Source organism: Pseudomonas sp. FG86, assembly GCF_057808775.1.
This window is the reverse complement of the sequence record NZ_JBMDIS010000004.1, coordinates 90961-105636: the sequence shown is the minus strand read 5'-3', so window position 1 is coordinate 105636 and position 14676 is coordinate 90961. Positions and strand designations below refer to the sequence as shown.

Below are 14676 nucleotides of genomic sequence, written 5' to 3'. Positions count from 1 at the left end.
GCCCATGACTCCCGCGTCGACTGTCGATGAAAAGAGCTTTCGTACACTGCTGGGCCGAAACGTCGCGCTGCCCCTGGGCGTGGGCGTGCTCAGCGCGGTATTTTTCGTCTGCCTGATCACTTATTTGCTGTCGGTAATCCAGTGGGTGGAGCACACCGACCGGGTCATCAACAACCTCAATGAGACGTCAAAGCTGACCGTCGACCTGGAAACCGGCATGCGCGGTTTTCTGATCACCGGTGACGAACATTTCCTCGATCCGTATGAAGTGGCCAAGCCTCGCATCATTGCCGATTTGCGCAATTTGCAGGACCTGGTGGCGGACAACCCCCAGCAGGTGGACCGCCTCAAGCGCTTGGAAGCCTTGCAGATCGAGTGGAACAAGTACGCCCAATCGATGATTGATATGCAGCGGGAGAGCGGTGATTTCCGTAGCGCTGTGAAGGCCGGCCGCGGCAAGCGCCTGACCGACGAAATTCGCAAGGGATACGACGATGCGGTGGCGATGGAGCAGCAGTTCCGTATCGCCCGCAACGAAGACGTCACCCGTACCACGGTCATCAGCGTCAGCTTGTACCTGGCATTTGTACTCGGGTTGAGTGGCTTTCTGGCCTACATCGGTCGTAAAAATTTACTTTCCTTATCCAATAGTTACAGCGCAAACCTCGCGTCACAACAGAAGATCGCGCAGCGTCTCGAGCGGCAAGCCTGGTTGCGTAATGGCCAGACCGAGTTGGCCGAACAGGTCCTCGGCCAACTGACCTTGAACATGCTGGGCCGCAATATCTTGCAGTTCTTCGCCCAGTACATGGGCTCGGCCGTCGCGGCGCTGTATGTGCGCGAAGAACACGGCGGCCTCAAGCGCGTGGCCACGTACGGCTTCTCCCGCGAGCAGGAGCAGCAGGAACAGTCGATCTACAGTGACGAAGGTATCGTCGGGCAGGCTGCCCAGCTGGATCGCCTGATTCGCCTCGACGACGTGCCAGTGGACTACTTCAAGGTCAGCTCCGGCCTGGGCGAAGGCGCCACGCGCAGCGTGATGGTGATGCCGACGAGCAACGATGACCGGGTCAACGGTGTGATCGAACTGGGTTTCCTGCGCCCTCTGGAAGAGCGTGACGTCGATTTGCTGGAGCTGATCGCCGGGAATATCGGCACTTCCATCGAAGCCGCGCGTTATCGCCAGCGCCTGCAGGAAGTGCTGGCCGAGACCCAGCAGCTCAACGAAGAGCTGCAAGTGCAGCAGGAAGAGCTCAAGACCGCCAACGAAGAACTCGAAGAGCAGTCGCGCATCCTCAAGGAGTCCCAGGCCCACCTTGAGACCCAACAGGCGGAACTGGAGCAAACCAACGAGCAGTTGGCCGAGCAGACCCAGACCCTGGCGGAGCAGCGCGACGCCATGGACCGCAAGAACGTCGAACTCAACCAGGCCCAGCTCGAACTCGAGGACCGCGCCGAAGAGTTGCAGCGCTCCAGCAAGTACAAGTCCGAGTTCCTCGCCAACATGTCCCACGAGCTGCGTACGCCGCTGAACAGCTCGTTGATTCTGGCCAAGCTGTTGGCCGAGAACCCCCAGGAAAACCTCAGTGCCGAGCAGGTCAAGTTCGCCGAGTCGATCTATTCGGCGGGTAATGACCTGCTCAATCTGATCAACGACATCCTGGATATTTCCAAGGTGGAAGCCGGCAAACTGGAGGTGCGCCCGGAAAACTCCAGTGTGGCGCGCCTGGTCGACGGCCTGCGCGGGATGTTCGAACCGCTCGCCGCCGATCGCAAGCTGGCGTTCCAGGTCGAAGTGCTGGAAGGCTCGCCGACCATGCTGTTCACCGACCGCCAACGCCTGGAGCAGATCCTCAAGAACCTGCTGTCCAACGCCATCAAGTTCACCGAGCAAGGTGAAGTCAGCCTGTCGGTCTCCCGGGCGCCGGGTGAGGGCATTGCCTTTACCGTGCGTGATTCGGGCATCGGTATTGCCCCGGACCAGCAGGAAAGTATCTTCGAAGCCTTCCGCCAGGCCGACGGCACCACCAACCGCCGTTACGGCGGTACGGGCCTGGGGCTGTCGATTTCCCGCGACCTGGCCACCTTGCTCGGCGGCTATATCAGCGTGACCAGCGAGCCGGGTAAGGGCAGCGTATTTACCCTGGTGTTGCCGGAGCAGTACATCGAGCGTGAGGAAGACGCGGCGCCTATCGAGCCGCCACGCCAGGTGGTTGCGGTCCCGGCGCCCAAGCCGATCGCGGTATCACCCTTGCCGATCGCGGACGCCAAACAGATCCCACGGTTTGCCGACGATCGCGAGAAAGCCCCGTTTACCACCCGTTGCATCCTGGTGGTGGAAGACGAGCCGAACTTCGCCCGCATCCTGTTCGACCTGGCCCATGAGTTGGGTTATCACTGCCTGGTGGCCCATGGCGCAGACGAAGGCTACAGCCTGGCCGAGGAATACATTCCCGATGCCATCCTGCTTGACATGCGCCTGCCGGATCATTCGGGCCTGACCGTGTTGCAGCGCCTCAAGGAACATGCCAATACCCGGCATATCCCGGTGCATGTGATTTCCGTGGAAGACCGCGTCGAAGCCGCCATGCATATGGGCGCCATCGGCTATGCGGTCAAGCCCACCACCCGCGAAGAGCTCAAGGACGTGTTTGCGCGCCTGGAAGCCAAGCTGACCCAGAAGGTCAAGCGCGTGCTGCTGGTGGAGGACGATGACCTGCAACGCGACAGCATTGCCCGCCTGATCGGCGACGATGACATCGAAATCACCGCCGTCGGCTTTGCCCAGGAGGCCCTCGACCTGCTGCGCGCCAACGTCTATGACTGCATGATCATCGACCTCAAGCTGCCCGACATGCTCGGCAACGAGTTGCTCAAGCGCATGGCCACCGAGGATATCTGCTCGTTCCCGCCGGTGATTGTCTACACCGGGCGCAACCTGACCCGCGATGAAGAGACCGAACTGCGCAAGTATTCGCGCTCGATCATCATCAAGGGTGCCCGTTCCCCGGAGCGCCTGCTGGACGAGGTGACACTCTTTCTGCACAAAGTCGAATCCCAGCTGTCCCATGAACGCCAGACGATGCTCAAGACTGCCCGCAGCCGCGACAAGGTGTTCGAAGGCCGCAAGATTCTGTTGGTGGACGACGATGTGCGCAACATTTTCGCCCTGACCAGTGCCTTGGAGCACAAGGGGGCTGTGGTGGTCATCGGGCGTAACGGTCGTGAAGCCATCGATAGACTCAATGAGATCGACGATATCGACCTGGTGCTGATGGATGTGATGATGCCCGAGATGGACGGTTACGAAGCCACCACCTTGATTCGCCAGGACCCGCGCTGGAAAAAACTACCGATCATTGCCGTCACCGCCAAGGCCATGAAGGACGATCAGGAGCGCTGCCTTGCGGCGGGTTCCAACGATTACCTGGCCAAGCCGATTGACCTGGATCGCCTGTTCTCGCTGATCCGCGTATGGCTACCGAAGATGGAACGCATTTAAGTGGAGCGAAGTTTTTTGGAAAAAAGCAGCGATATTGAGCTGCGCCTGCTGATCGAGGCGATTTACCTCAAGTACAGCTATGACTTTCGCGACTATTCCGGTGCGTCGGTAAAACGCCGCGTGGCTCACGCCCTGCGCCAGTTCGACTGCGCGACCATTTCGGCGCTGCAGGAGCGGGTGCTGCACGACCCGGCGGCGTTCATGCAATTGCTGCAATTCCTGACGATTCCGGTCAGCGAGATGTTTCGCGACCCGTCGCACTTCCTTGCGATCCGCCAGGAAGTGGTGCCGCTGCTCAAGACCTACCCGTCGATCAAGATCTGGATCGCCGGCTGCAGCACGGGGGAGGAGGTGTACTCCATGGCGATCCTGCTGCGTGAAGAAGGGTTGCTGGAGCGCACCATCATCTACGCCACCGATATCAACCCGGCGTCCCTGGACAAAGCCAAGCAGGGGATCTTTTCTCTGGAGAATGTCCGCGCCTACACTGCCAACTACCAGCAGGCTGGCGGGCAGCGTTCATTTGCCGACTACTACACCGCGGCTTACGATTACGCGATCTTCGACAAGACGCTGCGTGAGAATGTGACCTTCGCTGACCATAGCCTGGCGACCGATAGCGTGTTCTCAGAAACTCAATTAATTTCATGCCGTAATGTTCTGATTTATTTCAATAAAAAGTTGCAAGACAGGGCGTTTGGATTGTTTCATGAGTCGCTGTGCCATCGCGGCTTCCTGGTGCTGGGCAGCAAGGAAACCCTGGAATTTTCCGGCTACAGCAAGCAATTCGAACCCCTGGTCAAGCAGGAACGGATCTACCGAAAATCATGAACGACGCCGCCGCCAACCCGATTCGCGGGATTGAAGCCATCGTCGTCGGCGCTTCCGCTGGCGGGGTCGAGGCGTTGCTGAGTATTTTCAGTGACTTGCCCGACACCTTCGGTCTGCCGATCGTCGCCGTGCTGCACCTGCCGGATGAGCGCCGCAGCCAGTTGGCCGAGGTTTTTTCACGGCGGCTGCGCATCCCGGTACGGGAAGGCCAGGACAAAGAAGCGATCGAGCCGGGCACCTTGTATTTCGCCGGCCCTGGCTATCACTTGTCGGTGGAGCATGATCGCAGCCTGTCCCTGAGCCAGGAAGACCGGGTACATCATTCCCGGCCTGCCATCGACTACCTGTTCGCCTCCGCCGCCGATACCTATGGCAAGGGCCTGCTCGCGATTCTGTTGACCGGCGCCAACCATGACGGCGCCCATGGCCTGATGCAGGTCAAGCACAGCGGTGGCACCACGGTTGTACAGGACCCCGACGAAGCACGTATTGCGGTGATGCCACGGGCAGCCCTGGCCCTGCACACACCCGACCATATTCTGACCTTGAGCCGCATTGCCTCCTTGCTGGCTTCCCTGGAATCTTCCCCATGTTAAGTACTGTCCAGGCCAAACTGCTGATCGTCGACGATCTGCCGGAAAACCTGCTGGCCCTCGAGGCGCTGATCAAGCGCGAGGATCGCCAGGTCTTCAAGGCCTTGAGCGCCGACGAGGCCTTGTCGTTGTTGCTGGAGCATGAGTTCGCCATGGCGATCCTCGATGTGCAGATGCCCGGCATGAACGGTTTCGAGCTGGCCGAACTGATGCGCGGTACCGAGAAAACCAAGAACATCCCGATTGTGTTCGTCAGCGCCGCGGGCCGCGAACTGAATTACGCCTTCAAGGGCTACGAAAGTGGCGCCGTGGACTTCCTGCACAAACCCCTGGACATCCATGCGGTGAAGAGCAAAGTCAATGTGTTCGTCGACCTCTACCGCCAGAGCAAGGCGATGAAACTGCAGGTCGAAGCCCTTGAGCGCAGTCGCCGCGAACAGGAACTGCTGTTGACGCGCCTGCAGGCCACCCAGGCTGAACTGGAACAGGCAGTGCGCATGCGCGATGACTTTATGTCGATCGTTGCCCATGAGGTTCGTACACCGCTCAACGGGCTGATCCTCGAAACCCAACTGCGCAAGATGCACCTGGCGCGGGATAACGCCGCCGCGTTTACCCTGGACAAGATGCACGCGATGGTCGACCGCGATGAGCGCCAGATCCAGAGCCTGATCCGCTTGATCGAAGACATGCTCGATGTGTCGCGTATCCGCACCGGCAAGCTGTCGATTCGCCCGGCACGCTTTGACTTGACGCAATTGGTACGCAACCTGCTGGAGAACTTTGCCCCCCAGGTGGCGGCCGCCGAGTCGTCGATGCAACTGGACGCCGACGGGCCGGTGGAGGGCAACTGGGACGAGTTCCGTATCGAGCAGGTGGTCTCCAACCTGCTGACCAATGCGTTGCGCTACGGGGCCAAGAGCCCGGTGGAGGTGCGCGTCTATGCCGTGCACGGCGAGGCGCGGGTGGAAGTGCGTGATCATGGTATCGGGATCAGCGAAGACAACCAGAAGCGGATTTTCCAGCAGTTCGAGCGCGTATCCGCCAGCCATGTAGCCGCGGGCCTGGGCCTGGGGCTGTTTATTTCCGAGCAGATCGTGGCGGCCCACGGCGGCACCATCGAAGTCGAGAGCCAGATAGGCGAGGGCGCGCTGTTCCGGGTGTGCCTGCCCCTGGATGCGCCGGTGTGAAATCAATCGTCACCTCGACGCAACCTCTGCATGACCCTATGGTCGTATTTGCAGCAAATGACCGAACAAAGGCTTCCCATGAGTGAAGATGCACAAGATGTCGTACTGATCGTCGAAGACGACGAATCCATTATGTTCGTGCTGGGTGAATACCTGGCCGGCCTGGGTTACCGGGTATTGAAGGCCATCGATGGGGAGCAGGCGTTTGAAATCCTCGCAACCAAGCCACACTTGGACCTGATGGTCACAGATTATCGCCTGCCTGGGGGAATCTCCGGGGTGCAGATCGCCGAGCCGGCGATCAAATTGCGGCCGGAGTTGAAAGTCATCTTTATCAGCGGCTACCCGCAGGAAATCCTCGACTGTAATAGCCCGATCACGCGTAATGCGCCGATTTTGGCCAAGCCGTTTGACCTGGATACGCTGCAAGAGCATATCCAGCGACTTTTAGCTTGAAACAGCCCAAGGCGACAGTGTCCGCATGAGGGGACACTGCTTTAAATCGAACCAACGGATTGCCGCCTAGATCGGTCCGTTTACCCGCGTCACGCCTGAATCATCTCCCTGACCTTCGCCGTTAACAGATCAAAGGTGAATGGCTTGGTGATCAACTGCATTCCCGGGTCGAGGAAACCACCGCGCACGGCGGCGTGTTCGGCATAACCGGTGATGAACAGTACTTTGAGATCCGGGCGTATCTGGCGACCGATTTCTGCCAACTGCCGCCCGTTCATACCGGGCAGGCCGACGTCGCTGATCATCAGGTCAATGCGTTGTTCGGACTCGATAATCGGCAGCGCCGCGTCGGCATCTCCCGCTTCGACAAAACCGTAGCCCAGCTCCTTCAGTACCGCGCAGACCAATACGCGTACGGCCGGGTCGTCCTCAACGATCAATACCGTTTCACCCGCATTGGCAAAGGGCAGCAACGTCGGGTTGTCGGCCTCCAGCGCGGTGAGCTCGCCCACAAAGCGCGGCAGGAACAGGCTGACGGTGGTGCCTTTGCCCACTTCGCTGTGGATCGTCACATGGCCGTGGGACTGACGGGCAAAGCCGTAGATCATCGATAACCCCAGGCCCGTGCCCTGGCCAATGGGCTTGGTGGTGAAGAACGGATCGAAGACTCGGCCCATCAAGTGTTCCGGAATACCGCAGCCGGTATCACTGATGCTGAGTTCTACATAGTCACCGGGCTTCAAGGTGCCGTAGGCCGCCGTGAAAACGCTGTCCAGATGGCGGTTGGTGGTGTCAACCAGCAGTTTGCCGCCGCCGGGCATGGCATCCCGCGCGTTGATCACCAGGTTGAGCAGGGCACTTTCCAGTTGATTGGGGTCGGCTTCGGCGGTCCATAAGCCATCAGTCAGGTGCATGTCGAGGTCGATGCTTTCGTTGATGCTGCGTTGCAATAACTCTCCCATGGAAGCGACCAGTTGGTTGATGTCCACGGGTTTGGAATCCAGCGATTGGCGGCGCGAGAACGCCAGCAAACGATGGGTGAGGCCGGCAGCACGGTTGGCGGACGTCACCCCCAAATCAATCAGGCTATCGAGGTCATCCAGCTTGCCCCGCGATACGCGCCTTCGCAGCAGCTCCAGGCTGCCGATGATCCCCGTCAGCATGTTGTTGAAGTCATGGGCGATACCGCCGGTCAACTGTCCGACCGCTTCCATTTTCTGCGATTGGCGTAATGCCTCTTCGTTGCTGCGCAGTTGGGCCGTGCGTTCCTCGACTTGTTGTTCGAGGGTTTCCAGGGTGCGTTGCAGGCGCAGTTCGCTTTCGCTCAGGTCCACCAGGCGGTCGCGGGCTTCGTATTGCCGGCGTCGACCACGCAGGGCGGCGCTGACCAGGCTGATCAGCGTCACCGGATGGAAAGGCCGCTCCAGGAAGGTCACGTTGCCCAGCAACCCGCTCAGGTGCGAGGAGCCATTCTGTTCGCTGCCGCCGTGGTGGGTCATCAGCACAATCGGCAGGTCTGACCAGGCCGGCTGCTGATGCAGGTGATCCAGCAGCGGTTCGAGGTCGACCCCGCGCAAGGCTTCAGCGGCGATCACCAGCAGGCCGGCACCGTGCTCCAAGGCGTCGCAGAGCATGTTCAGGTTGCTGGCTACCATACCGCTGTAGCCGGCTTCGTTGAGCATCATCAGCGCCAGAGAACCATCGCGCCCCAAGGGTGCGAGGATGATTGCGCGCTCGGAGAGGGGGGAAAAACCGCTCACTATCCCTCTTCCTTGAGCAAGGGTGAGCCGGAGCCCGTGAAGATCGGAATACCGCGCAATACACCCTGGAAGTTGTCGAGGGGCTCGCCCACGGTCATGCCACTGCTGCCGATACGGTATTCGCGGATCGTCGATTCATGGGAGCCGGTACGTTTCTTGATGATCGAGATGGCCCGACGCACTTTGCCCAATGCTTCGAAGTAACGCAGCAGGATGACCGTATCGGCCAGGTAGGTGATGTCCACGGGGGTCTGCATATCGCCGACCAGCCCGTGTTGAGCGACGGTCATGAACGTGGCAGCGCCCCGGCGGTTGAGGTACAGCAGCAGTTCATGCATATGCAGGATCAGCGCGTTCTCTTCCGGCATGGCGGCCTGATAGCCGTTGATGCTGTCGATGACCACGGTTTTGATACCCCGCTCATCCACGCAGCGGCGCACGCGGTGCGAAAACTCGCCCGGCGACAGCTCCGCTGCGTCGACCTGCTCGATCAGCAGGTTGCCGGTGGCTTGCATCGCGGCGAGGTCGATGCCCATGTTTTTCATGCGTTCGAACAATAGCCCCAGCTCTTCATCGAAGATGAACAGTGCGGCTTTTTCGCCACGGGCGACCGCCGCGGCGGCGAAGATCATCGAGATCAATGACTTGCCGGTCCCCGCAGGGCCCAGGATCAAGCTGCTGGAGCCGGTCTCCACGCCGCCGCCCATCAATGCATCCATCTGCGCAATACCGCTGCTCAAGGTCTCGCGGATGTAGCCACCGCGATGTTCGGCTGCCACCAGGCGCGGGAACACGTGGATACCATCGCCCATGATGGTGAAATCGTGGAAACCGCCTCGGTATTTCTGGCCACGGTACTTCACCACGCGTATACGGCGCCGCTCAGCGCCATAGGTGGGCGTCAGCTCTTCCAGGCGAATCACACCGTGGGCCACGCTGTGCACGGTTTTATCCAGGGATTCGGTGGTCAGGTCATCCAGCAGCAGCACCGTGGCGTCATAGCGTACGAAGTAATGCTTGATCGCCAGGATCTGCCGGCGATAGCGCAGCGAACTTTGTGCCAGGAGCCGGATCTCCGACAGGCTGTCGATGACCACGCGGGTCGGCTTGACTCGCTCGACCACTTCAAAAATCTGCCGGGTGGCTTCCCCCAGTTCAAGGTCGGAGGAATACAGCAGGCTCTGCTGCTGGTCGGCGTTGAGCAGGCTTTCCGGCGGGGTCAGTTCGAAGATATGGATATGGTCGTCGAGTTCCCACCCATGGGATTTGGCGCCCTGGCGCAACTCGCGTTCGGTCTCTGACAAGGTGATATACAAACACCGCTCGCCGTTGTGTGCCCCAGCTTGCAGGAAGTGCAGCGCCACGGTGGTTTTGCCGGTGCCGGGTTCGCCTTCCAGCAAGAACAGATGGCTGCGTGAGAGCCCACCGGAAAGAATGTCATCAAGACCTTCGATACCGGTGGCCGCCTTTTCACTGAACAGCTCTTTGGATGTAGACAAGAAGTGCCCTCGGGTCACGTACAAGTAGAAGGGGCGCCGCCTCAGGGCGCGCCATAAACTCTTGACCGTGGAGGCTTGTGGCGGTTCAACCTATCGTACTATTTGTCCGCTTTGAAGGCTTATGCAGGCCTGGTGTCAAAGACCTTGTTGCAGCGCCGGGTCGTCTGGATTCTGTTGCTCAAGTTGGGCCAGCAGTACCTGCACATTTTGCAATTGGCCACTTTCCTTCCAGTAATTGACCAGCAACACCCGCGCCTTGCGGTTGGCAGGGTGGCGCTGGATGATTTCTTCCAACTGGCGCTGGGCGGCCTCGAGTTCCTGCTGGGCATGCAGGGTGGTGGCGAGGTCGTAGCGGTAATCCTGATTGTCCGGTTCCAGCTCCACGGCCTTGGACAGGCCGAGCAGCGCATAAGGGCGCTCGCCGTGGTGCAGCAGCCACATGCCCAGGGCGTGTTGCAGGTAGGCGGACTCAGGGTGCGCCGCCAATTGGCGAGCCAGCAACTGGCGCGATTCGTCGGTCTTGCCTTGTTTGTCCAGCAGCTCAATTTGCGCGACTACGGCCTGCAGGTTGTCCGGCTGCAAGCGCATCGCCTGTTCCAGGGCGTTTTGTGCCTCCGGCAGCAACGCGCTGTGGATGTAGAGCCGCGCCAGTTGGATCCAGCTTTCAGCCGTTTCAGGCTGAGCCTTGAGCGTTTTCACGAATTCATCGAGCACTTGCTGCAATGGCCCGAAATACAGGCCCAGGGTGTCCGGCGAGAGCCCCAGCAAGGCGTTGGCGGCGGCAAAGCGCACGCTTTGCTCGGCGTCCTCCAGGAGTGGCCCGAGCAACAGGGTGCGCTGGCCGGTGGGCACCAGGCCGACAATGCTGCGAATCGCCGCCTCACGAACCCGTGGCGATTCATTGGCCAGGTCCTTGTCGGCCAATTTCAAGGCCTGGGGGCTGGGGTAGTTGGGCAACTCGGCATGCAGCGCGGCGCGACGTTCGTCGGACAGGTCTGGCCGGGCCAACTGCTGATACAGCACGCGGGCCGCCCCCGGTTCGCCGTTGTGCGCCTGTTTCAGGGCCTTGGAATAACCGTGGGCGATAGCAGGGGGCACCGCGACCGGGGTGGCGCGTGAGAAATACCAGGTGATCAGCACAATCAACAACAGGGCGCACAGGCCGACGATGGAGTAACGGCGTGACTTTGACATGCAGGCGTCCGAAAGCTTGGGCAGCTATTACAAAGCGCTCAGCTTCGGTCAGACCAGGGCGAGTGTCAAACCGGCATCAGGTCAGCACGTAGTCCACCGGCTCCAGGGCAGGGGGAAGGTCGGTTGCACCGAGGGCGGCGAGGACCTCGCGCTCCAGGGTGCGCACGATGGCGTTGCAGGGCAGGTCGTTCTCGTCGAAGCCGAACGGGTCTTCCAGGTCGTCACCGATTTCATCCAGGCCGAAGAAGGTGTAGCTGACGATGGCGGTGAACACCGGCGTCAGCCATCCCAGCGGTTCGGCCATGGCGAATGGCAACAGAATGCAGAACAGGTAAATGGTGCGATGCAGCAGCAGCGTGTAGGGAAAGGGCAGGGGCGTGGCCTTGATCCGCTCGCAGGAAGCCTGTACCTGGCAGAGGCTGACCAGGCGGGTTTCGAGCTGGGTGTAGCGCCATTCACTGATCACGCCGTGTTCGGTCAGCGTGGAAAACCGCGCGCCCAGCTGTTGCAGGACCTGGTCGGGAAGATTGGGATGGGCCGCCGGCACCCCGATCCAGGGCTTGATCGCCTGGGCTTCATCCTCCAGGCGCAGGCGCGCGATCAAACCGTGGGCAAAACCGCACAAGCCGCGCAACAGGCTTGCCCGTTCCAGTGGGTCGCCGAGCACCTGGGTTTCACGTATCAACGAGCGCACATCAATGAGCATCTGCCCCAACTGCTTGCGACCTTCCCACCAGCGGTCGTAGCAGGCGTTGTTGCGAAAGCTCATGAAGATCGACAGCGACAGCCCCAGCAGCGTGAACGGCGTAGCGTTGACCTTGGAGAAATAGGCGGGGTGCAGGGTTTCCACCAGCACGATCACCGAGGCCAGCAATGTCACCAGCAGGCTGCGCAGGGCGATGCGCTTGGCAATCGAGCCCTTGAGGGAAAACAGGATGCCCAGGAGGTTGGGTTTGGGGCGAACGATCATCGCAAGGGGGCTTCTTCGGTGGCGCAGGCCATCAGGTTAGAAGCTGGCGGGCGAACCGTCCAATCGCTTGGGCCGACCGGCTGATCGGTGGGGTCTATGATGAGAAGGCATTGGCCAAACCAGTCAGCCAGGTTGATGGCTTTGACCATTGCTGCTGCAACGCTCTAGAGCGACTATTTCACGGGTTCCGTTTACGTCCTGAAAATAAAAATACAGAAGGATTTAAAGCGATGCGTGAGTATTTGGCTGCCACCACCGAGTTTGATTACCAGCACACCGTAGATGCCGCCTTGGCTGGCAACCTGCAGGGCCTGAATGCCTGTGTTGAATGTTGCGACCGCCATGCCTTGCCGGGGCGTATCGCGTTGTTCTGGGAGGGCAAGGACGGGCGCAGCGCCACGTCCACCTTCAGCGAGTTGCAGGACCAGGCGGCACGCTTCGCCAACTTCCTGCTGGCTCAGGGCGTCAAGCGTGGCGACAAGGTCGCCGGCCTGTTGCCACGCACCGCTGAATTGCTGGTGGTGGTGTTCGCCACCTGGCGTATCGGTGCGGTCTATCAACCACTGTTTACCGCCTTTGGCCCCAAGGCCATTGAACACCGCTTGAACAGTTCCGGCGCAGCCCTGGTGGTCACCGATGCGGTGAATCGGCCCAAGCTCGCGGAGGTTCAGGGCTGCCCGACCATCGTCACGGTCACCGGCCCTAAAGGTGAAGGCCTGGTACGGGGCGATTTCAGCTTCTGGGCCGAGTTGCCCAACTATTCCAAGCTCTGCGAGCCGGTGCTGCTGGACGCCGAAGAGCCGTTCCTGCTGATGTTCACCTCGGGCACCACCGGGCCATCGAAAGCCTTGTCGGTACCGCTCAAGGCCATCGTTGCGTTCCAGAGCTATACCCGTGATGCGGTCGACCTGCGTCCTGAAGACGCGTTCTGGAACGTCGCCGACCCGGGCTGGGCCTACGGCATCTATTTCGGCGTGACCGGGCCGTTGTCCATGGGCCATCCGATCACCTTCTACGACGGCCCGTTCACCCTGGAAAGCACCTGCCGGGTCATCAATAAATACGGGATCACCAACCTCACCGGTTCGCCGACGGCCTATCGCCTGTTGATTGCCGGGGGCGAGCAGTTCGCCCGTTCGATCAAGGGCAAGCTGCGTATTGTCAGCAGCGCCGGCGAACCGTTGAACCCGGAAGTGATCCGCTGGTTTGCCGACAACCTGGGCGTCACCATCCACGACCATTACGGCCAGACCGAACTGGGCATGGTGCTGTGCAACCATCATGGCCTGGCGCATCCGGTACACATCGGCTCGGCTGGGTTTGCTTCGCCGGGGCATCGCATCGTGGTGCTGGATGACGATTACCAGGAGCTGCCCGCCGGCCAACCGGGCATTCTCGCCATTGACCGCGAGCAATCGCCGATGTGCTGGTTCGCCGGCTACGACGGGGTGAAGACCAAGGCGTTCGTCGGTAAGTACTACCTCAGTGGCGACACGGTCGAATTGAACCCGGACGGCAGCATCAGCTTTGTGGGGCGCAGTGATGATGTGATCACCACCTCCGGCTATCGGGTCGGCCCCTTCGACGTGGAAAGCGCGCTGGTTGAACACCCGGCCGTGGTCGAAGCCGCCGTGGTCGGCAAGCCCGACCCGGAGCGCACCGAGCTGGTGAAAGCCTTTGTGGTGATCAACGAGCAATACCGAGCGACCCCGGAGCTGGCCGAAGAGCTGCGCCTGCATGTGCGCAAGCGCCTGGCCGCGCATGCCTACCCGCGGGAAATCGAATTTGTCAGCGACTTGCCCAAGACTCCGAGCGGCAAGCTGCAACGTTTTATCTTGCGTAACCAGGAAATCGCCAAGGCCCAAGCGGCGTTGGCGTGATCCACCTTTCAAGGAAACAATGATGCAGATTGAAAACAAGGTTTTTCTGGTCAGCGGCGGCGCTTCGGGCCTCGGCGCGGCCACGGCCGAGATGCTGATCGCGGCCGGTGCCAAGGTCATGCTGGTGGACCTGAACGCTGAAGCCGTCGCCGCCAAGGCCCGGCAACTGGGTGACAACGCCCGCAGCGCCGTGGCGGATATCAGCCAGGAAGCCGCCGCCGAAGCCGCCGTAAAGGCCGCCGTGGCTGCCTTTGGTGGTCTGCATGGCCTGGTTAACTGCGCCGGCGTGGTGCGTGGCGAGAAAATCCTCGGCAAGAACGGTCCCCACGCGTTGGCCAGCTTCGCCCAGGTGATCAACGTCAACCTGATCGGCAGCTTCAACCTGCTGCGCCTGGCCGCAGCGGCTATCGCCGAAACCGAAGCCAATGCCGAGGGCGAACGCGGGGTGATTATCAACACCGCGTCGGTCGCAGCGTTTGACGGGCAGATCGGCCAGGCGGCGTATGCGGCTTCCAAAGGCGCTATCGCCAGCCTGACCCTGCCGGCGGCACGGGAACTGGCGCGATTCGGCATTCGCGTGATGACCATCGCCCCGGGCATCTTCGAAACGCCAATGATGGCGGGCATGGCCCCGGAAGTCCGCGATTCTCTCGCCGCTGGTGTGCCATTCCCGCCACGCCTGGGCAAACCTGCCGAGTACGCCGCGTTGGTGCGGCACATCATCGAAAACAGCATGCTCAATGGCGAGGTGATCCGTCTCGACGGTGCCTTGCGTATGGCAGCCAAGTGAGGAGGATGCGT

The 14676-nt window shown here is 60.7% G+C and carries 11 protein-coding genes; 7 read left to right on the top strand and 4 right to left on the bottom strand.

Features of this window, described 5'->3' with window-relative positions; translation table 11 throughout:
- Positions 1-4: 4 nt before the first annotated feature.
- The 5 genes from ACODSV_RS03910 to ACODSV_RS03890 all read left to right on the top strand — a co-directional run bounded on the left by ACODSV_RS03910 (position 5) and on the right by ACODSV_RS03890 (position 6572).
- Entirely contained in the window at positions 5-3502 is a 3498-nt protein-coding gene (locus tag ACODSV_RS03910) for a response regulator (protein ID WP_150055675.1), read from the top strand.
- Positions 3503-4333 (top strand): CheR family methyltransferase, encoded by an 831-nt coding sequence (locus ACODSV_RS03905; protein WP_024075380.1) that lies wholly within the window; start codon positions 3503-3505, stop codon positions 4331-4333.
- The gene (locus ACODSV_RS03900) at positions 4330-4929 is read left to right on the top strand and encodes a chemotaxis protein CheB (protein ID WP_150055676.1); all 600 of its coding nucleotides are present in this window, start codon (positions 4330-4332) and stop codon (positions 4927-4929) included. The genes ACODSV_RS03905 and ACODSV_RS03900 overlap by 4 nt, the downstream gene beginning before the upstream one ends.
- Positions 4923-6116: a hybrid sensor histidine kinase/response regulator gene (locus tag ACODSV_RS03895; protein WP_150095455.1), complete on the top strand. Its 1194-nt coding sequence runs from the start codon at positions 4923-4925 to the stop codon at positions 6114-6116. Before ACODSV_RS03900 ends, ACODSV_RS03895 begins: the two co-directional genes overlap by 7 nt.
- A gap of 78 nt (positions 6117-6194) precedes the next feature.
- A complete protein-coding gene (locus tag ACODSV_RS03890; protein ID WP_003217591.1) occupies positions 6195-6572 on the top strand; it encodes a response regulator in 378 nt (125 codons plus the stop codon).
- Positions 6573-6661: 89 nt separating this feature from the next.
- On the opposite strand, the gene ACODSV_RS03885 is transcribed toward ACODSV_RS03890, so the two are convergent.
- The 4 genes from ACODSV_RS03885 to ACODSV_RS03870 form a co-directional block, all read right to left on the bottom strand.
- Positions 6662-8332, bottom strand: coding sequence for an ATP-binding protein (locus tag ACODSV_RS03885; protein ID WP_024075383.1), 1671 nt, complete (start codon positions 8330-8332; stop codon positions 6662-6664).
- Positions 8332-9831 (bottom strand): ATPase domain-containing protein, encoded by a 1500-nt coding sequence (locus tag ACODSV_RS03880; RefSeq protein ID WP_150055678.1) that lies wholly within the window; start codon positions 9829-9831, stop codon positions 8332-8334. Before ACODSV_RS03880 ends, ACODSV_RS03885 begins: the two co-directional genes overlap by 1 nt.
- Positions 9832-9966: 135 nt before the next feature.
- Positions 9967-11025: a tetratricopeptide repeat protein gene (locus ACODSV_RS03875; RefSeq protein WP_024075385.1), complete on the bottom strand. Its 1059-nt coding sequence runs from the start codon at positions 11023-11025 to the stop codon at positions 9967-9969.
- 76 nt (positions 11026-11101) lie between these two features.
- Positions 11102-11995 carry a bestrophin family protein gene (locus tag ACODSV_RS03870; protein WP_150055680.1) on the bottom strand — a complete coding sequence of 298 codons (894 nt, stop codon included), beginning with the start codon at positions 11993-11995 and terminating at the stop codon, positions 11102-11104.
- A gap of 230 nt (positions 11996-12225) precedes the next feature.
- Here ACODSV_RS03870 and ACODSV_RS03865 point away from each other — a divergent pair, with 230 nt between their 5' ends.
- Positions 12226-13875, top strand: a complete 1650-nt coding sequence (locus tag ACODSV_RS03865; protein WP_024075388.1) for an AMP-binding protein — start codon at positions 12226-12228, stop codon at positions 13873-13875.
- A gap of 22 nt (positions 13876-13897) precedes the next feature.
- Positions 13898-14665: an SDR family NAD(P)-dependent oxidoreductase gene (locus ACODSV_RS03860; RefSeq protein WP_150055681.1), complete on the top strand. Its 768-nt coding sequence runs from the start codon at positions 13898-13900 to the stop codon at positions 14663-14665.
- Positions 14666-14676 lie beyond the last annotated feature (11 nt).